Origin of the sequence: Geomonas subterranea (assembly GCF_019063845.1) — a bacterium.
GTDB classification, from domain to species: domain Bacteria; phylum Desulfobacterota; class Desulfuromonadia; order Geobacterales; family Geobacteraceae; genus Geomonas; species Geomonas subterranea.
Genome location: NZ_CP077683.1, coordinates 4,935,867 through 4,958,512, shown reverse-complemented (window position 1 = coordinate 4,958,512; position 22,646 = coordinate 4,935,867). Strand labels below are relative to the sequence as shown.

Here is a 22,646-nt window from a genome sequence, read left to right as displayed (position 1 = left end):
CTTTTCCTCGAAAAGGTACCGCTCAGGCCTCCATGCCTTCAGGGAAGCGGCGCTACCGGGGAGCCCCCTACGTCCTCGCCCGAGACCACCCAGAACTTGCTGGTCCAGTTGCGCCAGCTCCCCTGCAGGGAAAGCCTTCCCGCGGAGTCGCTCACCCCACGGGCCAGAACCTCCCCGCGCGGCGGCGATCCGACGTAACGCACCAGGGCGTACGGCGCGCGGGGGGCGAGGCCGGACGCATCCAGTTGGTAGGCCCCCTTCACCTCGTGGTAGACCAGCTTGCCGCGAGCTCCCCCCTCCACGATGGACCAGGTGGAGGGGTCCTTGGCGAAGAGGAGGAGCTTCTTCTGACCGGAAGCCGCCAAGGAACCGCCGGCGGCGAGCAGCAACAACAGCGCCGCCGGAACCATCCGGGCCGCTAAAAGGACAAATCGCAAGAAAGCCTCACGTAAAGACGCTAAGACGCGAAGGACACGCAAGAACAGACCGAAAAGGACTAGCGCCCTTCCCTTTTGTCCCACGCCTCCCAGCCTCCCTTGTAGTTCCTGGCCTCCGGGAGGCCGGCCAGCTGGTGCACGGTCCAGGCATAGCCGCTGCGGACGCCGCCCAGGCAGTAATACACCACCGGCTTACCCAGATCAACACCATGTTTCGCGAGGAGCTTCCTGAGCTCGCCCCCGGAGAGTGGTCGCCGCTCCTTGCCGGTGTAGAAATCCTCCCAGGAGATGTGCACGGCACCGGGTATCCGCCCCTTGAGCCACTCCAGGGTGGAGCGGACATCGACCAGGGTGTAGCCGTCCTTGCGGTTTTGCAGCTCCTCGGTGCTTACCGCGGTCTGCGGCTTCGGCTGCGCCTGGTACGGGACCCGCCTCACCTGCCGCGGCTCCGCCCCCTGCACCAGGGGGAAGCCGGCGCTGCGCCAGGCCTGGATGCCGCCGTTCAGGAGGCGGACGGCCCCCCTGTGCCCCAGCCAGGAAAAGAGCCAGGCGTCGTATCCTTCGCCCCCCCAGCTCTTGTCCGCGTCGCCGTAGATAACCAGCGCGGTTCTCTCGCCGATCCCCTGCGCGCCCAATAGCGCTGCCAGCTCGTTGGCAGGAAAGGAGCTGTACTTCACGCCTTTCGAGTCGGTACGGGTGTAGTCCTCCCAGCAAAAGGAGATGGCACCCGGGATGTGCCCCGCCAGCCATTCCCCCCTCGGGCGCGCATCGAGAATCACCCACTTCCCGGCGGTGCCCTTGAGCGCAGCAGCGTCGATAAGCCCCAGGTCGGCCGCGCGAGCCCCGGCAGCGGGGACAAAGAGCGCCAGCGCCAAAAGGACCAGCGGCAAAAGGCGCGACAGGCGCCTCACATTCATCGTCAGCAACACTTTGTCAGACATGAAACAACTCCTTACCTGACTGGAGATGATCTTCCCTAGCCCCTCTCCCTCCGGGAGAGGGTGCCCGAAGGGCGGATGAGGGCTGGCGGCTGTGTTATTTTGCCCTTGGCAACCCCCTCACCCGGCTCACGGGGGGAGAGGGGATATGGGCGTATGTGGCGGAAGATCTTACCTGATCAGGACTCTTTTATCCGCGCGCCCGCACCGGGAGCGGCGGTCTTTTCTTTCGCGGTGTCCCCTCTCAGCTCCAGAAGCAGCTCCCTCGCGATGACAAAGAGGATGGTGCTCCCGGCCTTGAAGGTGCCGCTTATGGTGCGGCTGATTTTCGATTTACCGGCGCGGCGGCGGCGATACGGTACGTCCAGCTCGAGGATCCTCAACCCGTGCCGCAGCGCCCGCACCTGCATCTCCACGGTCCAGCCGAAGGCCTGGTCCTGCATCTCCAGCCGTTCCAGCGCTTCCCAGGTGATTACCCTCATGGGGCCCAGGTCGCGGAAGCGATGTCCCCAGAAGAGACGGATCAGGAAGGTGGCCAGGACGTGCCCGAAGCGCTGCTGAAAGCTGAGCGCGCCGCATTCCGCCGGGATGCGCCGCCCCAGCACCAGGTCCCTCTCGCCCGCCACGACGGGGGCCAGCAGTTCCCGGAAAAAGGAAAGGTCGTCGCTGCCGTCGGCATCGACGAAGGCGACTATCCGCGGCGGGTTCGCCCTGAGCGCGGCCAATCCCGCGAGGCAGGCGCGGCCGTACCCGGGTACCGGCTCGTACACGACCTCTGCGCCGAAGGAGGCCGCCACCGCGGCGGTCGCGTCCGTGGAACCGTTGTCGACGACCACGACCCCGCCGATCACGCCGGGAACCTTGCCCAGCACCTCGGGCAGCGCCCCCTCCTCGTTTCTCGCCGGGATTATCAGAACTGCCTCGATGGGTCGCCCTTCCGTCATTGCGTCGCTGCCGCGCCTCCTCCCCTTTTTGGGCGACGACGGTAGCACACCGGGATCAGCATCACCACCGAAATCAGGGCGATACCGGCCAGGGTCGCCGGTGAGAGCCGGCCGCGCAAAAGATCCGGAAGCGAGCTGGAGAAAACGATGAAGGCGACGGTTGCCGGTAACATGCAGACGAAGCTGGTCAGCATGTAGTGGGCAAAGTTGATCCTGGTGAGCCCGAAGGCGTAGTTCAAAAGGTTGAAGGGAAAGGCGGGGATCAGGCGGGTGAAGGCCACCACCTTCCAGCCGTGCTGGGCCACCTCGCTGTCGAGTCTTTGCCACCTTGGACCGGTCAGCTTTGACGCCACCCAGTCGCGCGCCGCGTATCGGGCCACCAGGAAGGCGAGCGATGCACCCATGGTCGCGCCGACGATGGTGTAGACCACCCCCCAGAAGGGGCCGAACACGATCCCCCCCGCAATGGTCAGCGGCAGGGCCGGGAGGAAGAGAACCGGCGCCAGGGCGTACACCAGGATGTAGACTGCCGGCGCCAGCGTGCCGTAAGAGGCGATCAGGCCGCGCAGGCGATCCTGCTGGATATAGTGACTCGCACCGGAGAGCTGCACCGCCGCGAGAGCAGCCACCAGCAGGGTGAGGATGACAAACGGCAGCCACACTCGTTTCCGCCGCTCTCCAGCATGGGAGTCCCGCTCCCGGGTCACGGCGCCCCACGGCATGCGCCGAAGACTTCTTTTGAGCCGCAGGCGGTTCACGTAGGTGAAGAGGCCGCTTGCTCCCATCTTCTTTCCGGCCATGGCCTGTCCGGGAGAGAAGAGCAGGTCGGCCACGTGCCAGGTCGGGGTGTGCGCCCCGAGTGCCTGCACGCATCCTGCACAGTAGGTGACGGTCCGTCTGCCGGCGGCCTCTTGTTTGCGCAGCTCCCCCCATGAGCCGGCCAGATCGGGGTTTAAGAGGTCGACCGCCCCACCCTTGCCACAGCAGAGTGTCTTTTCGCCTGAATGGGGCATCTCTTCCACGGTCATCCCCTGGCGCCGCAGCAGGTCACGTACGGCCCCGTGGACCGAGGTTGCCCCGCGCAGCACGCAGGGGTCATGGACCGTGACCGTCCCGGAGACCGGCGCGAGGCGCATTCCGCTCTCGGCAAGCCTCTCCCAGACAGTCCTCACCTTGAGTCCCTTGCCGAGAGTTTGGAACATGGTCTGGCAGTTGGGGCAGGCAACCAGCACTTCCGTCACCCCCTGCCCGGTAAGCCAGGCGTTCATCTCGTCAAACATGGCGCTCACGTACCGCTCGCGCCCCAGGCTGTGGGAGGGCTTCAGGCAGCAATCAAAGACGATGCCCACGCCTTGGTCGGATTCCCGCAGTGCTGCCAGGATCATTTTTAAGGCATCGGGCCGGGTACCGGAGAGCGAGCAGCCGGGAAAGAAGATGGTCGAACACCCCTCGGGGAGGAGGTACAGGCTGAAACGCCGGGAGGTACCCGCCCGCTCGTAGCCGATCAGCGGCGCGTGCTCCTGGAATTCGCCGACCCCCCGCTCCACCGCCTCGCGCCGCATCTCGAGAAACATCCCGTCGAGGTCGAGCCGTTCCGGGCAGAGCTGGGAGCAGAGCCCGCACAGGCTGCACTCAAAGGACCTGCACAGGGAGCTACGATCCGATGGATCGCAGGAGCGGGCGATTCCCCCCGGGGTGCCGAACCGCTTCAGAAAGGCACAATCGTGGAGGCATGCCCCACAGTCGGTGCATCCCGCCTTGGTGGCCGCAAGCTTTGCCCGGAGCGCGGGTCGAAGGACGCTTTCGTTTGCAGTCATGGCACTTCCCTACGGGGTCTTGAAGTAAAGGCCAACCGAGTAGTTGGCGCCCGCCGCCGTGTTCTGGCCGTAGAGGTCGGGGCGGTAGCCGAGCTCGACCCCCATGGACGGGGTCACCTGGTAGCCCAGGGTGAGGTCCAGCTTACCCAGGTCGAAGTTGTTGGTGGTGGTAGGGTTGCCGCTGCCGTCCACCCTGGTCCCGTTGTCCATGCTGTAGATGCCGTCGAGCTTCGCGCGGGTAAAGAGGTTCTTGCCCAGGTCGAAGCCCACCTCCACCAGGTAGCGGATCTCGTCGGAAGGGGCGCCGGCGCGCAGGCGGTAGCCGAGCTCAACGTTGGCGTAGCCGGGGAGTTTCGGGTAGAGCGAGCGCCCCCAGAGGAGCCTCGCCTCGGTGTCGTACTGGTCGTTGCCCAGGGGAAGCGGGTCGTTCTTGCCGTAGCCGCCCGGGATCTTCACCAGGAGCTGGGTCGAGATCACGCCGACCGCGTCGCTTTGGTACAGGCGGTAGCGCGCGCCGAGGTCGATGTCGCCGATGCCGTGGGCCGTGGCGCGGCTCAGATCGTTGTCGTTCTCCAGCCACTTGTAGGAAAGCGAATTGATCGCGGTGAGTTCGTCGGTGACGCCGTACTCGAAGTAGTTAGTGAGGTTGTAGTCGGTGAACTCGCCGCGGTTGGCGAGGTCCCTGCGGTTGCCGTCAGGATTGAAGCTCTTGTCGGCGTAGTAGAAGTTGAAGGATGCTTTCTCGTAGAAGCCGCCTTTCTTGGCGGTCCAGGCCCCGGCGAACGAGGACGGGACCGGGAAGACGCAGATAAGGACGACCGCGGTCAGCGATGCGAGGATTGTTTTCATGATTTCCTTCCTGATCTCAAAAGGAAGGCGCCGCTGCCGGCGCCTTCCCTACTGTAGTGTCACTGGTTCTGCTTACAGTCCGCCGGTCGCGACCGGGCGTCCGGAGGGATCCTGGCGCCAGCCGTCGGTACTGCCGGGGACAGCGGGGGTAGCCAGGTAGGCCGGATCTTCGACGTAGTTGGTGGACCACCCTTCCCAGCCGTCCGAGTAGTTGCGAATGTTGGTGTACCCCATCAGGTGGGCGTAGAGGTAGGCAAGGGCCGAGCGGTAGCCGCTGCCGCAGTAGAAGATGGTCTCCTTGCTGAAGTCGATGCCCAGATTGCTCCAGAGCGACTTGACCTCCTCGTAGCTTCTCAGAGTGGCGTCGGCGTCGACGTAGATCCCGGCGGAATCGTCGGCGTTATAGGCCCAGGTGGCGCCGGGGATGCGCCCCTTGTTCACCACGTAGCCGTAGCCGCTGATCATGCCGGAGTACTCGCTGCCGGAGCGGACGTCGACCATCTTGGCTGTGGGCTGGTTATAGACCGATTCGACGTAGGTGGTGCTGGCCAGAAGCGCCGGTTTGGTGGCACCGGCGTAGGTGGTGGCGACCGGGGTGTTGATGGTGGTTTCGGTCGGGTAGCCCGCCGCCTGCCACCCTTGGATGCCGCCGTTCATGAAGCGGACGTCGGTGACGCCGGCGTACTTGAGGATCCACCAGAGACGCGCCGCGAAGATGTTGGAATCGCTGTAAACCACGACGGTGGTGTCGGGGGTGATCCCCATGCTGCCAAGGGCGGTCTTCAGCCCGGCGTCCGGAAGCAGGAACCAGCGCGGGTTGCCGTTTTCATAGACGTCGGAGTTGGAGTGGATGGCGCCCGGGATGTGCCCGAGCAGATAGGAGTTGTCCGCCCAGCCGTGGGCCATGTCATCGAAGCTCCCCCACTGGGTCTCGAAGATCAGGTACTTGTGGTTGCGGTCGTAGGAGTACTGCGGCGGCGCGGCCGAGGTGCTCCCCGGCTTGTGGTAGTCGATGAGCGCCTTGACCCAGGCCGGGTAGACCGCGTCGGCGTAGTTGGGCGCCTGGTCCATCGGGTAGGAGGTGTTGTCGGCCCAGTCCCATATGGAGGCGTCATAGTTGGAGCATTTCTGGTACCCCATCAGGCGGAGCAGGAAATAGGCGTAGCCGGAGCGGATGCCGGCGGTGCAGTACGCCGTCACCTCCTTGTCGGGGGTGATGCCGCGGGATTCCAGCATGGTTTTCAGCTGCTGGTAACGCAGCGTCGACTTGTCGGTGTTGTAGTACCAGGCGTAGGGAAGGTTGACCGAGCGCGGGATGTGGCCGCCGCGGGTCTCACCGTAGAGCTGCCACCCCAGGTATTCCTCATCGGTGCGTGTGTCGATCACGGCGAAGTCGTTGTCGTAGAGGCGGCCGGCGATCCTGGCGGAGGTGGCCTTCAGGGAGCCCTGCACGCTCGGGGTGAAGGTCGCGGCGGCGCGGGTCACAGCGGCGCGCTGGGTGGGGCGCCCGTCGGCGGACCACTTGTCCCAGCCGCCGTCCAGGATGTGGACGTCGGTGCAGCCCAGGTATTCCAGCATCCAGAACAGGCGCCCGGCGGCGCCCCAGGAAGCGGTGGTGTTGTCGTAGATCACGATCTTCTGCTGCCGGGTAATCCCGGCGGCGCCCAACTGTGCGGCCACCGTGTCGGTGTCCTTGAGGCCGCGCCCCTTGGCCCAGAAGGCGCTGTGCTGCAGGTTGATGGCGCCGGGGAGGTGACCCGTCGCGTAGGCCGAGGCGGCACGGGCGTCGATGATCAACAGGTCGGTGGCGTTGAGGCTTTTCTGCACCGAATCCGCCGAGACCAAAAGGTCGGCGTTAGGGAACTCGGCAGACGCAGCCGCGAGGCTTGCGGTCTTCTGGGACTTGTCCGTGACGCTGCTGCCGCAACCGGCAAGCGCCAGCGCAAAAAGTGCCCCGAACAGCAACAGCGCGTTCTTCAGCACATGTTTCATGTTTTTTCCTCCTCGGTATATATATGTCAGTTACCCTGCTAAGAAGAACTAAGCAGCGCACCGTCTTAAGGTGCGGCGAGGCTACCAGCCAGTGTTAGCAAAGTCAAATTGATATATTTAAAAAACACCATCAAGAGTATCGTTTTTACCAATAGCACTGGGCAAAAAAACAGGGATCGAAACTGAAAGTTCCGCCCCCGCGTTATTCGGTCTTTGCTCCTCCCTGTCAATCGGCGTCCGACTTTAACCCCTCGGCATTTTGAGCCCCACCAGCAATCTGTAACAGCACGATATTTCACAGGGTGTTGGCCAGCCTTGCACAGCCGATACCGGGTTTAAATTCGAAGCTGGCCCACCAACTGAACTCAACGCAGCCCACTGACACAAAGTCAGCACAATCAACAACAAAAAAGGACTTAGCCGCTTAAGCTAAGTCCTTATAATGTTTTGGTTGCGGGGACAGGATTTGAACCTGTGACCTTCGGGTTATGAGCCCGACGAGCTACCAGACTGCTCCACCCCGCGTCATTGAGTCCCAACTTGTACCACACCCTTTCCGGTGCAGTCAATCATTTTCTCTAAAAAAGTTTGCAGTCGTCAAAAAGATCACCGGCCACGGCATGGACAGACCGGAGCATAAAAGAACGGGGGAGGCGCCTCACGCACCTCCCCCGTCCCGTTTATGCCCCGCAGTTGCGCCACCCTAGGGGAAGTTGATGTCCACCTGGGTGGTGAAGGTGTTCTTGCCGGCCAACTGCTGGTCGTTGTAGATGTCATAGCCCAGGATCACGGAGACGTTCTTCGAGAAGGCCCAGGAGGCGCCAAAGCTGAAGGCGCCGACGGTGTTCTTGCCACCCTGGTAGTCGGCGGCAAGCCAGAGCTTGTCGGAGATCTCGCTCATGGTGCGGTCCCAGGAGAGGAGCACGCCGTCATCCTTGGGCCCGATGACCTTGTCGTTGCCGAAGTAGTAGCCTGCGGAGAGACGCCCGACAACCGGGAGGGTCTTGGCGGCGAGGCCGTAGACGATGTTCTGGTCGGTGCGGAAGGCGCTGTTCTTGTCGCCGTTGGTGCCGAAGCCGTAGCCGCCGACGGCCAGAGCCGGGGAGAGTTCGAAGAGGGACCCTTCAGGGGTGCCGATCTTGGCGTTGAAGTAGATCGGCCTGCTGTCGTAGCCGTTCGAGCCGCTGGTGATGTAGTCCACGCCTACCTCGGCCTGGAGCTTCTCGAAGGGGAGCACCCCGGCGGTGACCCCGAGGTCGTAGACGTTGCCGACGCTGGAGTTGTTGGAGGTGCGGGTGTAGTTGTCGATACCAAGGTGCAGGGACTTGAAGCCCTGGACGTCGGTGGAGGGGATCCAGATCTGGGTGGAGGGGGTCGCCATTGCGATCCCGCTGGTTGCGATGGTCAGCGCCGTTGCCAAGATGAGGCTTTTGATGGTTCTTTTCATGTCCTTACTCCTTTGTAATGAATTTCACTCTGTATTGGTGCTGCGAATATCTCCCTGAGACTGCCTACCTTTGCGGCTGAACCTCCCCCTTTCACTGGATTGCATAAAAAAAGGCGCCTCTCACCCGTCGTGGAGAGGCGCCTTTGCCTGTCTTGCCTGCGGTCCCGAGCACTTCGTTGTGCTTCGTTACCTGGCCACTTGTTAGCAGAAGCTGTGCCACTTTCTCGTCCGCTGCAAAAACCATTCGGATTGCGGAGAGTTACAAAAAAGCGACATCCCGCCCCGCGCACTGCGCCTGACCCAATAAAGGCAGAGTAGCCTAATACTTGTGCATCGGCAGGGACTCCCGCTTCTCCCTGGAGCAGCCGCGAGAAAGCCGCGCCGCCCGCTCCGCCAAGGCGCCTGGATGCGGGTTCTACGATCCCTTTATTTATTTGTAAAGCGGGCGAAGAAAAGGTAGATTGTCGCGGTCAGAATGATCCGGCAGCGCCGGGGGCGGAGGACGTACGTGGTAATCACCTTCATAACGATATTTGCGATCGGAATCGCGGCCGGGGTGGTCGGGGCGATCCTGGGCCTTGGGGGCGGCATCATCATCGTCCCCGCCCTCACCCTCGGCTTCGGCATGCCGATGCGCACCGCGGTCGCAGCCTCGACCGTCTGCATCATCGCCACCTCGACCGGCGCCGCGGTGGCCTTTCTGAGAGACCGCCTCACCAACACCCGCGTGGCGATCTGGCTCGAGATGGGAACCTCGATGGGGGCCCTGACTGGCGCCTTGGTGGCGGCCCTGGTGAACCAGCGCGTCCTGTTCGTCCTCTTCGGCCTCTTGCTGGCCTATTCGGCCTACAACATGTTCCGCACCCGGAAAGAGCACGCCAGACCAGAGGTGATTCCGGACGCCATCTCCGCGAAGCTCAGGCTCGGCGGCTCCTACTACGACAAGGCGCTGGGGCGCCGGGTGGAATACCAGGTGACCCGGACGCTGCCGGGGCTCGTCATCATGTACTTCTCCGGGGCTGCCGCGGGGCTTTTGGGGATCGGGGCGGGGATCTTCAAGGTGCCGGCCATGGACCAGGTGATGGGGATGCCCTTCAAGGCATCCAGCGCCACCTCCAATTTCATGATCGGGGTGACCGCGGCCTCGGGGGCGGTGGTGTACTTCGCGCGCGGCGACGTGAAGCCCTTGGTGGCGGGGCCGGTGGTGCTCGGGGTGCTCCTCGGGGCGATCCTCGGCGCCCGCCTGATGATGCGCATGCCGGCCAGCAAGATCAGGCTTTTCTTCATGCCGATCCTGGCGTACACGGCCATCGAGATGATCTACAAGGGGGTGAAGTGGTGGTAGGAATCGATCCGGAGGAAAAAGCGGCCGAGCACCCGATCGAGCTGGTGCTGGCGAGGCTGTTGCGGTTAGGGTCCCTGGTGGCTGCGGCGCTCCTCGCCGTAGGGATCGCCCTCATGGTTCTCGGTCAGAGCGCCGTCGCGCCCAGGCTGATCACCGCCGGACTCCTGGTGCTGCTCGGCACCCCGGTCCTGCGCGTGCTGGTGGCCGCCGTGATCTTCGTCAAGGAGCGGGACTGGCACTTCGCGCTGTTTTCCCTGGTGGTGCTCTGCGCCGTGGCCGCCGGGATCTACTTCGGCAAGGGGATGTGACCGGGGAGCTACTCCTTCTCCCCTTCCCCTTTCCCGCCGGCCAGCTTCTGGCGCGCCCTTTCGGCGATCTGACGCCTGCGCGGCCCGCTCACCAGCTTCTCTTCCAAAAATGCGATCATGGCGATACCCACCGTGACCATCACCCCGATACCCAACAGTTTCAGCACAAACATCGATTACCCCGCTTTTTTCGTGTCTTTACGCCTGCCTAATCTGCCTGAAGCGCCGACGCTTGTCAACCGTCCCCACCCTGCCCCCGGTAACCGGACCTTTAAAATTAGGCTGGAATAATAATTCTTTTCATGTAGAATGAGGCCGCTTTTCCCTCATGCCCAGCAGTTCCCGACCGATAAGGAAGGATCTGCTTCGCCCACAGGGGCTACATTAAAGGAGGAAACTATGAAGAGCAGCAAGGTAGCACGCAGGATCGCAGTAGTGGCCGCAGCCTTGGCCGCGACGGCTGGCCTCGCTTTCGCTTCCGGCGAAGTGAGCGGCATCTCTGCCGACCAGGCGCTTCAGAAACTGATGGACGGCAACACCCGCTACGTGGAGAGCAAGATGTCGGCTACGGCGCTGTGCGACGCCACCGCCCGCGGCAAGCTGGCCAAGAGCCAGCACCCCTACGCCATCATCCTCTCCTGCTCCGACTCCCGGGTCCCGCCGGAGATCATCTTCGACCAGTCCCTGGGAGAGGTGTTCGTGGTGCGCGTCGCCGGCAACGTGGCAGACCCGCTGGTCCTGGGGAGCGTTGAGTACGCGGCCGAACACCTGGGGAGCCCGCTCATCATGGTGCTCGGGCACGAGCGCTGCGGCGCCGTCACCGCGACCGTCGCCGGAGGCAAGCCGGAAGGGAACATCGGCGCCATCGTGAAGGAGATCGCTCCCGCCGCGAAGAAGGCCAAGGCCACCTGCAAGGGGAAGGCGAAGGAGGAGATCGTGGAGTGCGCGGTCGAGATCAACGCCAAGGCCGTTGCCGCCGAGCTCCCGAAGAAATCGAAGATCCTCGCCAAGGAAATGAAGGAAGGAAAGATCAAGATCGTCGCCGCCAAGTACGACCTCGATGACGGCAAGGTCACTTTGCTTAAATAGCCGCTCCGTTCCGGAAAAAAAGCCGCCTCCCATACCAGGGGGCGGCTTTTTTGGCGTTGCAGGCTGATGTTTCAGGGGGCGGGGGGGTGCAGTTTCGGGATCAATGCGGGGTCGAGTTCCCCCATCCGTTCTTCCCCCAAGAAGAGCAGCGCCTCGTGCAGCACGTCCGCCTCTGCCACCAACCGCGCCACGTCCACACCGAGGCAGCTCCGCGGGACCCGCCTCAAGAGGTCGGCGGCGCGTCCAAGCAGCCCCTCGGCTCCCTTGAAGTTGCCGTTACGCCAGTGGTAGAGCGCGACGGCGACCTGCAAGACCCCCTGGTAGAAATCGCGCAACGCCCCCTTCTCGCCCACCCAGAGCTCCTCAAGCGTCTCGTGGCACTCGAACCATTCCCCGCCGTTGAACTCACTGATCGCCTTTTGCAGCTCCGGCGGGGGCGCATCATCACAGCGCCCCCTTTCCGGCATCCCCTGCGCCGTCACCGCTAGTCCACCAGCACCGGGCGCAGCCCCGGCAGGAGTTTCCGGGCCTGGCTGTCGCACCCGACGCAGGAAATACGGTCGATGTACAGACCGTCCCCCCCCGGAGTGCAGGATGTGGCGGGGAGATCGCCCTGCCCCGAGGATTTGCCGCACCCGGCGGCGCCGCTGGTGCAGATCCTGCTGATACGCACCAGGGAGTACCTGGCCACCTTGTGCTGCTGGTAACTCCCGGCGGGGAGGAAGCCGGAGCAGTCGGTGGCCGGAACGATCACCCACCACCCGACCAGTCTGCCGTTTTTGTCGTACTCCTTGTTGGAGCGGTCCACCTGTGGATCGTACATCATCGCCTTGACGTCGCGCAGGACGACGTCGCTGTCGCTGGCCGCGGCGAAGATGGGGAGACCGCAGACCTCCTGCACCGGCATCTCCTGGCAGACGAGGTCGGACATGGAGTTGGTGATGGTCACCGGGTGCAGCAACGAGGTGTAGAGGTAGTGGCCGGAGAGGGAGCCTCCCGAGTTGGGGTCCCAGGCGGAGTGGCTCATCCGCCGTTCGGTGATGCTGCAGATCTGGGGGAAGGTGCAGGAAGGCTGACAGGCCTCGGCGCAGATGGCGATGTTGGAGCGGGTCCCCGGCACCAGGGCGGCCGTCGCCACCGGGGTGGAGCCGAAGTCCTCGGTGCCGCTGATCTTGGCGATGAAGGTCCCAAGCGTCCCGAGCCCGACCGAGCTGCTCTCGGCGGTGCGCCTGGTCCTCACCTGCATGGCGTTGACCGGAGTGGCCCCGGGTGTGTAGCTGCGGCTGCTCATGTTCCAGAAGCCGACCGTGATGTCGTTATCGCCGGTGAGGGCATTGCCGTTGTTGTTCAAAAGCCCGACCAGCGCCGCGGCGTCGTGCTTGCCGGTGACCAGGTCGACCGCTACGCCCCGGGCCTGTGACTGGACCGGATCCCTGGAGACGTCGGGGAGACGCGCGGGATCGGTCTGCGCCTGCAGCAGGTAGCGCTGCTTGATGCTCTGGGCTCCGGTGAGGGCCGCCATCTCGGCGGAGTGCTGCAGGTCCTCCTCGCTCACGTACATGTACCCGATATCGATGGCAAGACCTGTCACGACCAGGAAGACGACCAGCATGATGGTGACATAGCTGGTATCGAAGGCGGACTCTTCTTCAGACACGATCATCTCCAGAGTGGGCGGTGTGGGTTGCGGGTGCGACATAATAGCATCATCGCGAAAAAAAGGGCCATGCAGAATCGCATGGCCCCTTCATTTTTTCCAACGTCAGGAAAAAACCACCTTAGGCGGACACCTTGACCGTGACCTTCTCGCCCGCCAGCTCGGTCGCCTCGACCTCGACCGCCTTCTTCTCGCGCAGGAAGAAGGTGATCACGGTGCCAAGCGCCAGGCACGACCCGGCAAGGATGAAGGATTTGTTCAAGCCGCCCGGCTGGGCGTTCATCATCTCGGAAACGCGCCCCATGACCAGGCCGCCGACGCCCCAGGCGGAGAACAGCACGCCGTAGTTCAGGCCGTAGTTCTTGAAGCCCCAGTAGTCCTTGGCGAAGGAGGGGAAGAGGGTCAGGTTGGAGCCGTAGTTGAAGCCGATCAGCGAGGCGAGCAGCACCAGCATTGCGGCGGAGCCGGAGCCGACCACCGGCACCGCGGCGAACATGAGGATCGCCTGGAAGCCGAGCATGATGGTCAGGGTGGCGCGACGGCCGATCTTGTCGGAGAGAACGCCGGCCACGACGCGGCCGGAGGCATTGCCGATGGCCATGATGGCCACCGCCACGAAGGCCATGGGGCCCATGCTCTTCTTGGCGAGACCCGCGACGGAGCCGATCACCATGAGGCCCGCGCCGGCACCGATGAAGAAGGTGGCCCAGAGCATGTAGAACTTGGGAGAGCGCAGCATCTCGCCGACATTTGCGTCATGTACGGCCTTCTTCGCCGGGGCGGCCTTCTCGTCACCCTTGAGGGCCGGTTCCGCGGGAACGTAACCCTTGGGGGGATTGGCAAGGGCGAAGGAGAGGCCGCAGACGATGACCGCGAAGCCGGCGGCGAGGATGTACATGGACTGCTGGATACCGTAGGCGCCCAGGAGGTAGCTGGAAAGCGGCGCGATGTACACCGGAGCGAGACCGAAGCCGGCGACCACGATGCCGGCGATGAGGCCGGTCTTCTTGGAGGAGAACCACTTAAGCGCCGGCGGGGTGGCGGCGGAGTAGCCGAAACCGAAGCCCGAACCGGCCAGGACGCCGAAGCCGGTGACCCAGGCGGCGTAGCTGTTGGAGTACCCCATGAGGGAGAAGCCTGCCCCAACCAGGAGGCCGCCGATGAGGGCGGTCTTGGCCGGGCCGATCTTATCCTGGCACTTGCCCGCCAGGATCATGGAGAAGGCGAAGGCGAGACAGCAGAGAGCGTACGGGTCGTTGATGGAGCCGAGGCTCCACTGGAAGGCATCCGGTCCCCCTTTCTCGATGGACGCCTTGATGGCCCCCTTGAAGATACTCCAGGCATACAGCACCCCGAGCGCCAGGTTGATTCCGGTTCCGGCGAAGACTACCTGCCAGCCCTTGTTAGATGTTGTCTGTGTCATGCCTTTATACCTCCATGTTGGGATTGACGACTCTTGCCACAGACTGTAGCAACTCGCATACCAACGTTTTACGATTTTGTATATTTTTTAAAATCCTTACGAATCGGCACTTTACAGGCACACTGCATCCCCGGACGCCACCGGGGTAGCCGGATCTTTTTCGCATAACGGCAAAAGCGTCAGCCTGAGATAAAACGCACGGCCGGCGACGATGCAGCGTGATATCAGCACGTTGATGACCGCGGCCGCGTCCCCGGGAACCTTTCGCACAATTGCGAAAGCGCCTTTCGTGTTTTGCAAAACTGTAAATAACGCCGGATTGGTAAAACATGCAGGGTATGAAAATTCGAGGAGAGCAAAAGCAAAGGCCGGCTCCAGGAAGAAGGCCGGCCTTGTCTCTTGCCCTGTGGGAATGGGATCAGCAGAACAGGACGTTCCCCCGGCGCTCGGGGCCGCGATAGGTCCTTCCCCCCATTCCCCTCACGCTGTCGACCCCGACCTGCACGCACTCACCGTCGCTGCGCAGGAAAGAGACAATCACCGCCTGCTCTATCAATTGCTGGAGTTCCTCTGCCTTTACCAGCCCGCGTCTTTCATCAGCAAACACAACCGGAATCTTCATAGCACCCTCCTCCATGATGTTTCAGCGTGGTGACAATCATCGTTAGCACATTTTATCAATGGCGGCGGAGATGGCAAGAACGGCCCTGGCAAAATTCGCATCTCCACAGTCATATCTTTTCCGGTGACAGCGTGCGCCGCCGTTTCGAGAGCGTGCAGTGCCGATTTCCTCAATTCCTTCACATTGCCTTCATAATAAGGAGGTACCGTATCTTCATACGACAGCCGGAAGAGCTATCGCTAACCCTGATCAACAAGGAGAACTGACATGAAAACACAGCTGAAGCAACTGGCACTGTTCACCTGCATCACCGCGTCAGCCGTTTTGGGGAGCCAGAACGCGTTCGCCGGCTTAGGCCCGATGCATGAGGACGGCGGCAAAGGGTGCGTCGAGCGGCAAAAACATGGCGGGCACCGGGGGATGTTCATGAAGATGGCCGGGGAACTGGGTCTCTCCGACCAGCAAAAGAACGAGGCACGGGCCATCTTCGAGGCCGGCCGCGCCCGGAACGCCCCGCTGTTCGCGTCCCTCAGGCACGAGCGGCACGAACTGCAGTCCCTGGTGCGCTCCGGCAGCGCCGACGAACCGGCCATCAGGGCGCAGGCGGCAAGAGTGGCGGCGTTGCAGGCGGACTTCGCCGTGCAAAGAGCCGCGCAGAGCAGGCAGTTCATCGCCCTGCTGACGCCGGAGCAGACGGCGAAGTTCAAGACCGTGCGCGAGGCGCGCCACGGTGACCGGGTCCCAACTCCCCGTAACGGCCGATAACCGCACCAGGCGCTGCCGCCCCGGCTGCGGCGGCGCCTTTACCCGGACCGGCGTCCCTCCTCCATGCGACCTCCCCCACGTGCAGTACAAACGCCCCCGCCGCGTTGTGCATTACCCTCCAGTGGCGTAAAATAGCAGCTGTCCAAGGAGGTGTCACATGAGACAACTGAGACCCGTCTTTCTAATCTTGTTCCTTCTCTTCGGCGCCTGCGCCAGTTATCCCGACGTACAGCAGCAACGGATGGCCGCCCTGCCGCACCACTACAAGCAATTCGACCTCCTTATGGGATATGAAGTGATGCCTGCCGGCGGGAATACGCTGGTGCAGGGGGTGGTGAAGAACGTCCGTTATTTCCGGATGCGCAACCTGGAGGTCTGGGCGGCGCAGTTGGACGACCAGGGCAAGATCCGGGCGCAGGGGATGACCTTCATCATGCCGTCCGAGTTGGGACTGGACGAAAGTGCCGACTTCAGCATCAAGATCCCGGCACCGCTGGCTGCGGGAGACCGGCTCCGCATCACGTATAAGTACTTCGGCACCGATGGCGGAAACCACGGTCTGGGTGACGGCACCAACTGGATGCAGAGCTTCGAGACCGTGGTCCCGCCGAGGTAACCGGCCCAGCCCCATCGGGCGCAACGGTAAAAACAGCAGGGTACCGACAATGGCCAATAAACACGAAACGGGCAAGGAAACCGGCGAGGCACAGGAAGCATCCCAGCGGGCGAGGGACCAGTTCTTCCGACTGATGGCGGAACAGGTGAAAGACTACGCCCTGATCCTGCTCAACCTCAAAGGCGAGATCATTTCCTGGAACAGCGGTGCCGAGCGGATCACCCGGTACCTGGCTCACGAGATACTCGGGAAGCATTTCTCGGTACTGCACCCCAAGGAGGAGATCCGCTCGGGCGCGCCGCAGCGCGAGCTTTCCATCGCGGATACCATGGGAAGCATCGAGTTGCAGGGATGGCGCCTGCGCAAGGATGGCAGCCGTTTCTTCGCCGCCATCACCCTCAACCAACTGCGGGACCCCTCCGACGAGCACGCGGGGTACGTGCTGATCCTGCACGACAACACCGAGCGGCGGGCAGCCGAGGAGGCCATGGCGAAGAGCCGCACCATGTTGGAGCGCCTCTTCGAAACCGCACCCGACGCCATCGTGGTAGTGGACGGCGGCGGCGTGATCCGCAAGGTGAACCAGCAGGCGGAGGTGATCTTCGGCTACATGCGCGAGGAGTTGGTGGGGCAGCGCATCGAGCTCCTCATCCCCAAGCGCTTCCACAAACGCCACCGCCAGCACCTGCGTAATTACTTCTCCGACCCGAGAGCCCGCAAGATGGGGATCGGGCTGGAGTTGTACGGGCGCCACAAAAACGGCGCCGAGATACCGGTGGACATCATGCTGAACCCCATCGAGACGCAGGAATCGACCTGGGTCTTCGCCGTCATCCGGGACATCACCATCCAAAAGCAGGGGGAGGCCAAGATCCTGGAACTGAACCTCGCCCTCAGGCACCAACTGGAGCAGTTGGCCGCCACCAACCGGGAACTGGAATCGTTCAGCTACTCGGTCTCCCACGACCTGCGCGCGCCGCTTCGGCACATCATCGGGTTCGTCGATCTGCTCAACTCAAAGGCGGGGACGGGGCTGGACGAAAAAAGCCGCCACTACCTCGATGTCATCGGAGGGGCCGCGAAGAAGATGGGACTCCTCATCGACGACCTGCTGGCCTTCTCCAGGATGGGGCGAAGCGAGATGATGAAGGGATGGGTGGACCTGGCCCTTCTGGTGCGGGAGATCGTGGCCGATCTTCAGGCGGACCTGCAAGACAGGGAGGTGGAATGGGAAATCGGGCAGCTGCCGGTGGTGCTGGGAGATGCCGCCATGCTGCGCCAGGTGCTGATCAACCTGATCGGCAACGCGGTCAAGTTCACCCGGTCCCGCGCCGTCGCCAGGATAGCCATCGGCGCGGTGCGACAGGAAAACGAGCAGGAAATTTTCGTTCGCGACAACGGTGTCGGTTTTGACGAGGCCTACGCCAACAAGCTGTTCGGGCTGTTCCAGCGCCTGCACGCCAACGAGGAGTTCGAAGGGACCGGCGTGGGGCTCGCCATCGTGCAACGAATCGTTCTGCGGCACGGAGGCAGGGTGTGGGCCGAGGGGGGAGTCGGAACAGGCGCCTGCTTCTGGTTCTCACTCCCAAACCAGGCGGGGTGAAACCGGCCTAGAGCTTGTTCCTCAGCGTTTCCTTCAGTTCGAGGATGGCGAGAGTCTGCATATACTCACCCAAAAAGTCGATGTTTTTAAACGCCACTCCTTCGCCGAAATAATCGTCGATCTCGTGTATCGCCTGTTTCATCAACTTCTGCCCCGGGGTCAGTCTGGCCAGATCTGGATTCATAGTTCGCTCCGCGTTCTTGAATGAGTGCCGGGCCGGTTAGACAATTCTAAATATCCTGCCCATTGTGTCAACAACTCCGACGCTGCCGGCGTGGGAGATTTGTCTTTACCCGCCGTCGCAATCGGGTTACCCTGTGCCGCATCAACGTCACCCTGGCGGCCGACCCACGTGCCGTCTCCCAACTGCGAGCCCGGCCTTCCATGAAGATCCTGTTCGTCTCACTTTTCCTGCCGCAGCAGAAGGCTTACCACGCAGGTGGCCGCTACGTCAACGAGTTGGTGCGTCGTCTGTCCCAGCGGCACGAGATCCATCTGGCAACCCGGCTGGAGGAGGGAGAAGAGCCCCTGCTATCGGAGCTCACCCCCTACTGCGCCGGCATCCATCCCTTCAGCTATCCCCGCCTCCCCAAGCGCGGAGTGCTCGCCTCGCTGCGCCTGGCGGCGAACTACCTCGCTTTCAGCATTTTCGCCAACCGTCTGATACAACGGGGAGATTACGATCTGGTCCAGGTGGAGTGGGTGGAAACCGCTGTCATGATCCGGCGCGGCGCGGCCCCCATGGTCCTGGATGCACATGACGTCATCACCAAGCCCGCCCGGCGCTCCTACCTGCGCAGCCGGGGCTTTGCCCGCCTGGCGCAGTTGGTCCGCTGGCAGCTGGTGCGGTTTCTGGAAGTGGCCATCATGGGGCGCTTCGACCGGATCTTCACCATGTCCGAATTCGACCGGGGCTACCTGCTCGACCTCGCGCCCGGGCTCAAAGTCACCACGGTCCCCATCCCCGCGGGGATGGACCTCACCCCCGCCGTCTACCCGCGGGTGCCGGGACGGCTCCTGTTCCTCGCTTCCTACAAGTATCGGCCAACCAATGTGGAGGCGGCACTGTGGTTCCACGCGGAGGTCCTGCCGCTGGTGCGCCGCGAGGTTCCCGAGGCCGAGTTCGTCATCGCCGGCTTCGGTCCACCGCCTCAGCTGGTGGAACTGGCCGAGCGGGACCCGCGAACCCGGGTCACCGGTTTCGTGGATGACACCGACGAACTGTACAAGAGCGCGTCCGTTTTCGTGGCGCCGATTCTAACCGGAGGCGGCATCATCGTCAAGGTCCTGGACGCGCTGGCAGCGGGCACCCCTGTGGTCACCACGTCCTTCGGCAACGAGGGAATCGGCGCCATTGCAGGAAGGGATCTTCTGGTCGCCGACACCGCGCGGGAGTTTGCCGCCGCCGTCGTCACCCTGCTGCGCGACCGCCCCTACGCCGAGCAGGTGGCGGCCAGCGGCAGCGCCTTCGTGGCCGGCCACTTCAGTATCGCAGCCGTGCTCGAGCGGATCGAGTCGAGCTACCGTGAACTCGCCGCTGCCGCCACAGACGTCCCCGCTGCCCCGCCGCCCCGCTGACCACTCCCCTCTTCCCCTCCTGATCCATCATCCCGTTGTCCCATGATTCCCCTTGAGCCCTTCAGCGGGAACGCCTGGTATCAAAAATGGGTTGCCTCGTCGAAGGCGTCGTTGCTATAGTGCCTGGCAGTTTTCAGGGAGGGTGAGGCATGTCGGACTTGGAAAACCAGATGGGGCTGTTCGAACTGGCGGGGATCGTGGAGACCTCCGTGCCGCCGCAGGCGCCGCCCGCACCGGCGCCACACCCCGAACCCAAGCCACGTCCCAAACAGTCGCCCAAACCGGCTGCAGCGGCGCCGGCGCCGAAGACTGACGCGCCCGCTGCGCGCCCCAAAAAACGCGGCCGTCTCCCCAAGGGAGCGGTGAAGGCGGTCTCGGGTCTCGTTCCCGAAGGTGACGTGCGCCTCACCGCCAACATCCGGCAGGATCTGCACCTGAAGCTTAAGATTGCCTCCGCCTACCGCAGGATAACCATCGGCGAGATCATAGAGGAACTGGTCGAGAAGTACGTCTGATCCCCCTTCCCGTCTCCCCCCGCGACAAGCCCCACCCGCCGCCACGACTGTCCGGAAAAGGACCGGCGGCAGGCGCACCCGCAGTCGCCCCTTCAGCCCCCCATTCGCCCACAACCGCGTGCCTTTGAGGTGAAAACAAAAATCCCGAACCGGAGGACCGGCTCGGGATGCAGGGGGAGGATGGGGTAGAGCTGCGATCGATGCTTACTTGTCGTGGCAGGTCTTGCAGAGAGCGCTGCCGTAATCGCTCATCACCAGGTGCCCTTTCTCCGTGTTCAGGGGATCGTGGCAGGTGAGGCAGCCGACCTTGCCGTTCACGAAGATCATCTTGGTGTTGCTGCCGACGGGTTTGTAGCCCCGGTTCGCGGCCACGTAGGCGTCGTAAGTCATCCCCAGGGGGTGGTCGCTGCTGAAGGAATTGACCATCGACCTCCGGTCGGAGGGGCGATCCCTAAAGTCGACGTTGATCTGGGAAGCCCCCACGCCGTCATGGCAGCTAAGGCAACCGACGGAGAGGTCGTCGGGTGTTCCACCGAAGTTCGCGGTGGCTTCGCGCTTGACGGAACGGAAGAGGACCGTGAGGCTCCCTGTGGCACCGGCGGAATCATCATCGGAGTAGGCTGCGGGAACCACGTTGCCATACATCTCGTCGACGCTGCCGCCGGCGGTGTAGTTAGAGCCACGGATCGCGTCTACCTTCACCAGGTAATCCCTGCGGGCCTGCACCGAGTTTTGCAGCTGAAGGGTGTAGGCACAGGTCTCGCTGCCAGTGCTGGAGCCGACGGTTCCAAAAGCGCCGGCGCCCTGGGCCAGGCCCAGAATCATCGATGCCGCACATGCCAGCCCTACCATCTTCCGCATCACGCTCTGTTTGCTCAGTTGAGTTCTCATGGCCCACCTCCCGGTTCGTTACCCAACCAGTTACAAGCGGGATACCATTTGGCGGCACGACCGAAATAATCTTTTAAGACCCTTGAATCACATGGTTATTTTGATCTCAGAAAAACAAATCTGATTTCCTTTTTCAAAAACATGCTGTGCAACCGTTGAACACTTGAACAGGGAGTATTTTCAAACTGGTCGCAAAGCGCCTGCGGGGAAGGGTTTGCGGGCGGTCAAGCATTGAACAGGGGAAACGGTTGCGGAGAAGGGGGAGGGCGTGCAGGACCAAAGGGGGGAGACAGAGCGGCTCAGAGCGCGGCTAAACGGCTTGAATTGCTGTTGTGGCCGCAGGATTTGTGGTTGAAGTAAGCCTTTACTTAGTATAAGATGCGGCAATCACACGTCTTCTATGGGAGTGGGAAGTTGCCCCGATTATTTTGCCGCCTGATAGCCGTTCTCAGCCTGTCCCTGTTTCTGCCATCCCCAGGACATGCAGTGACCACAGCACCCAAGACACTGAAGGCCATAGACTCCTTCGGGCTCTCTCCTGTTGTCGGCGGCTATTATTTTTCCTCCACTCACGCCCTCGACCCCGCCCCCACCTACGGTGTGAGAGTGAGCTATGACCATGTGGGCAAGGGCTTAATCGACAGCATCGGCGTCGAGGCCACCTTCAACTACCTCAGCACCACCGTGAAGAATTCGGACAAGAAGGCGACCGCCTACCTGTTCCGCACCGACGCGATCTACTCCTTCGATCCCAGGAGCAAGTGGGTTCCGTTCCTCGCACTGGGGGCGGGGGGGATCTTCGAGAACCGCGACGGGGCCCGGGACAGCAGCCCCTTTCTCAACTTCGGCGTTGGCATCAAGTACTTCTTCGATGACTACCTGGCCGTCAGGGCGGACCTGCGCCAGCTGATGGTCTACAACAACGTCAACACCAGCAACGACTTCGAGCTCACCACCGGCCTGACCTACTACTTCGGCAAGGAACGCAAGAAGAAGGCGCCTCCTCCCCCCCCGCCCAAGCCGGTGATCCCGGTGCCCCAGATCGTGGAGGAAGCACCCGCGGCCACCCCGGCGACGCAGGAAGCCCCTGCGGTGGCGGCACCGCCCCCCGACATCGTCGAGCTTTTGGGAGCGACGGGCGCAGCGGCGCTGGGTCTCAACACCCTGCCGCCGCAGTTCCAGCCCGGCACGGCGCCCCAGGCGCAGCCAAAGGTTCCCGCGCAGGCGTACAAGTCCACGCTCAAGCAGATGCCCAAGGTCGCGGCGCCGCCCAAGGCGGCACCGGTCGCCGAACCTGCTCCGCCCGTTGCCAAGGTCCCGGAGGCGGTACCGGCCCCGGCTCCGATATCCAAGCCTGCACCGGTACCGGTTCAGCCGCCTGCGGCCGTGCCGCCGCCGGCAGTTGCGCAAGCGCCCCAACCGGCGGCGCCCCCGCAGGAGCCGGCGCGCCAGCCGCAGCGCTCCATCAGGACTCTCACCATAGAGTTCCTGTTCAGCAGTCCTGCCATCCGGCCTATCTACCAGGCGCAGTTGGCAGCGTTCGCCGCACTGATGAAGGCGAACACCGAATCGACCGCCCTTATCGAAGGGCACACGGACAACGTGGGCGACAGCAAGTCCAACCTGGACCTCTCGCAGCAGCGCGCGCAGAACGTCAAGAACGAGCTGCTCAAGCACGGCGTCGATCCCGCCAAGGTAACCATCAAGGGTTACGGCTTCTCCAAGCCGCGGGCCAGCAACAAGACCAACGAGGGGAGACAGAAAAACCGCAGGGCGGTTGTGACGCTCACCCTGGTGATCACGCAGTAAC

Annotated in this window: 23 protein-coding genes and 1 tRNA gene; 9 read left to right on the top strand and 15 right to left on the bottom strand. The window is 63.0% G+C overall.

The annotated features are described in order from the left end of the window. Window positions 1-38: 38 nt before the first annotated feature. The 8 genes from KP001_RS21680 to KP001_RS21645 all read right to left on the bottom strand — a co-directional run bounded on the left by KP001_RS21680 (window position 39) and on the right by KP001_RS21645 (window position 8,424). A complete protein-coding gene (locus KP001_RS21680; RefSeq protein ID WP_217287542.1) occupies window positions 39-437 on the bottom strand; it encodes a hypothetical protein in 399 nt (132 codons plus the stop codon). A gap of 59 nt (window positions 438-496) precedes the next feature. Then, window positions 497-1,378, bottom strand: coding sequence for a sulfurtransferase (locus KP001_RS21675; RefSeq protein ID WP_217287541.1), 882 nt, complete (start codon window positions 1,376-1,378; stop codon window positions 497-499). Window positions 1,379-1,554: 176 nt separating this feature from the next. Next, entirely contained in the window at window positions 1,555-2,319 is a 765-nt protein-coding gene (locus tag KP001_RS21670) for a glycosyltransferase family 2 protein (RefSeq protein WP_217287540.1), read from the bottom strand. Continuing rightward, the gene (locus KP001_RS21665; RefSeq protein ID WP_217287539.1) at window positions 2,316-4,136 is read right to left on the bottom strand and encodes a VTT domain-containing protein; all 1,821 of its coding nucleotides are present in this window, start codon (window positions 4,134-4,136) and stop codon (window positions 2,316-2,318) included. The genes KP001_RS21670 and KP001_RS21665 overlap by 4 nt, the downstream gene beginning before the upstream one ends. Before the next feature lie 9 nt (window positions 4,137-4,145). After that, complete coding sequence (locus KP001_RS21660) at window positions 4,146-4,985, bottom strand: hypothetical protein (protein ID WP_217287538.1); 840 nt, start codon at window positions 4,983-4,985, stop codon at window positions 4,146-4,148. Between the two features lie 72 nt (window positions 4,986-5,057). After that, window positions 5,058-6,977, bottom strand: coding sequence for a sulfurtransferase (locus KP001_RS21655; RefSeq protein ID WP_217287537.1), 1,920 nt, complete (start codon window positions 6,975-6,977; stop codon window positions 5,058-5,060). Window positions 6,978-7,425: 448 nt separating this feature from the next. After that, a tRNA-Met gene (locus tag KP001_RS21650) sits at window positions 7,426-7,502 on the bottom strand. A gap of 178 nt (window positions 7,503-7,680) precedes the next feature. Continuing rightward, a complete protein-coding gene (locus tag KP001_RS21645; protein ID WP_217287536.1) occupies window positions 7,681-8,424 on the bottom strand; it encodes a hypothetical protein in 744 nt (247 codons plus the stop codon). Between the two features lie 508 nt (window positions 8,425-8,932). Between KP001_RS21645 and KP001_RS21640 the strand changes: the two genes are divergently transcribed. Further along, window positions 8,933-9,769 (top strand): sulfite exporter TauE/SafE family protein, encoded by an 837-nt coding sequence (locus tag KP001_RS21640; RefSeq protein ID WP_217287535.1) that lies wholly within the window; start codon window positions 8,933-8,935, stop codon window positions 9,767-9,769. Then, window positions 9,763-10,077, top strand: a complete 315-nt coding sequence (locus KP001_RS21635) for a DUF1634 domain-containing protein (RefSeq protein ID WP_239027852.1) — start codon at window positions 9,763-9,765, stop codon at window positions 10,075-10,077. The genes KP001_RS21640 and KP001_RS21635 overlap by 7 nt, the downstream gene beginning before the upstream one ends. Before the next feature lie 8 nt (window positions 10,078-10,085). Here the strand turns inward: KP001_RS21635 and KP001_RS21630 are convergent, their stop codons facing one another. Next, entirely contained in the window at window positions 10,086-10,250 is a 165-nt protein-coding gene (locus KP001_RS21630; RefSeq protein WP_217287533.1) for a hypothetical protein, read from the bottom strand. Window positions 10,251-10,476: 226 nt separating this feature from the next. Between KP001_RS21630 and KP001_RS21625 the strand changes: the two genes are divergently transcribed. Then, window positions 10,477-11,166, top strand: coding sequence for a carbonic anhydrase (locus KP001_RS21625; RefSeq protein ID WP_217287532.1), 690 nt, complete (start codon window positions 10,477-10,479; stop codon window positions 11,164-11,166). Between the two features lie 71 nt (window positions 11,167-11,237). On the opposite strand, the gene KP001_RS21620 is transcribed toward KP001_RS21625, so the two are convergent. The 4 genes from KP001_RS21620 to KP001_RS21605 form a co-directional block, all read right to left on the bottom strand. Then, entirely contained in the window at window positions 11,238-11,648 is a 411-nt protein-coding gene (locus tag KP001_RS21620; RefSeq protein WP_367620597.1) for a DUF309 domain-containing protein, read from the bottom strand. Between the two features lie 2 nt (window positions 11,649-11,650). Next, on the bottom strand, window positions 11,651-12,829 hold the full coding sequence (locus KP001_RS21615; RefSeq protein WP_217289679.1) for a pilus assembly protein TadG-related protein: 1,179 nt from the start codon (window positions 12,827-12,829) through the stop codon (window positions 11,651-11,653). 115 nt (window positions 12,830-12,944) lie between these two features. After that, window positions 12,945-14,246 (bottom strand): L-lactate MFS transporter, encoded by a 1,302-nt coding sequence (locus tag KP001_RS21610; RefSeq protein ID WP_217287531.1) that lies wholly within the window; start codon window positions 14,244-14,246, stop codon window positions 12,945-12,947. Window positions 14,247-14,664: 418 nt separating this feature from the next. Continuing rightward, window positions 14,665-14,868: a GSU3473 family protein gene (locus KP001_RS21605; protein WP_217287530.1), complete on the bottom strand. Its 204-nt coding sequence runs from the start codon at window positions 14,866-14,868 to the stop codon at window positions 14,665-14,667. Window positions 14,869-15,135: 267 nt separating this feature from the next. Between KP001_RS21605 and KP001_RS21600 the strand changes: the two genes are divergently transcribed. The 3 genes from KP001_RS21600 to KP001_RS21590 all read left to right on the top strand — a co-directional run bounded on the left by KP001_RS21600 (window position 15,136) and on the right by KP001_RS21590 (window position 17,852). Beyond that, window positions 15,136-15,633, top strand: coding sequence for a Spy/CpxP family protein refolding chaperone (locus tag KP001_RS21600; protein WP_217287529.1), 498 nt, complete (start codon window positions 15,136-15,138; stop codon window positions 15,631-15,633). A 157-nt stretch (window positions 15,634-15,790) separates the two neighbouring features. After that, window positions 15,791-16,249 carry a hypothetical protein gene (locus tag KP001_RS21595; RefSeq protein ID WP_217287528.1) on the top strand — a complete coding sequence of 153 codons (459 nt, stop codon included), beginning with the start codon at window positions 15,791-15,793 and terminating at the stop codon, window positions 16,247-16,249. 49 nt (window positions 16,250-16,298) lie between these two features. Then, window positions 16,299-17,852, top strand: a complete 1,554-nt coding sequence (locus tag KP001_RS21590) for a sensor histidine kinase (protein WP_217287527.1) — start codon at window positions 16,299-16,301, stop codon at window positions 17,850-17,852. 7 nt (window positions 17,853-17,859) lie between these two features. Here KP001_RS21590 and KP001_RS21585 read toward each other — a convergent pair whose 3' ends face one another. Then, window positions 17,860-18,036 (bottom strand): hypothetical protein, encoded by a 177-nt coding sequence (locus tag KP001_RS21585; RefSeq protein WP_183348221.1) that lies wholly within the window; start codon window positions 18,034-18,036, stop codon window positions 17,860-17,862. Window positions 18,037-18,236: 200 nt separating this feature from the next. On the opposite strand from KP001_RS21585, the gene KP001_RS21580 reads away from it, so the two are divergent. Then, window positions 18,237-19,430: a glycosyltransferase family 4 protein gene (locus KP001_RS21580; RefSeq protein WP_217287526.1), complete on the top strand. Its 1,194-nt coding sequence runs from the start codon at window positions 18,237-18,239 to the stop codon at window positions 19,428-19,430. Between the two features lie 149 nt (window positions 19,431-19,579). Beyond that, the gene (locus tag KP001_RS21575) at window positions 19,580-19,945 is read left to right on the top strand and encodes a hypothetical protein (RefSeq protein ID WP_217287525.1); all 366 of its coding nucleotides are present in this window, start codon (window positions 19,580-19,582) and stop codon (window positions 19,943-19,945) included. A gap of 204 nt (window positions 19,946-20,149) precedes the next feature. Here the strand turns inward: KP001_RS21575 and KP001_RS22135 are convergent, their stop codons facing one another. Beyond that, a complete protein-coding gene (locus tag KP001_RS22135; protein WP_224963022.1) occupies window positions 20,150-20,836 on the bottom strand; it encodes a cytochrome c3 family protein in 687 nt (228 codons plus the stop codon). A gap of 486 nt (window positions 20,837-21,322) precedes the next feature. On the opposite strand from KP001_RS22135, the gene KP001_RS21565 reads away from it, so the two are divergent. After that, complete coding sequence (locus KP001_RS21565; protein ID WP_217287524.1) at window positions 21,323-22,645, top strand: OmpA family protein; 1,323 nt, start codon at window positions 21,323-21,325, stop codon at window positions 22,643-22,645. Window position 22,646: the final 1 nt, after the last annotated feature.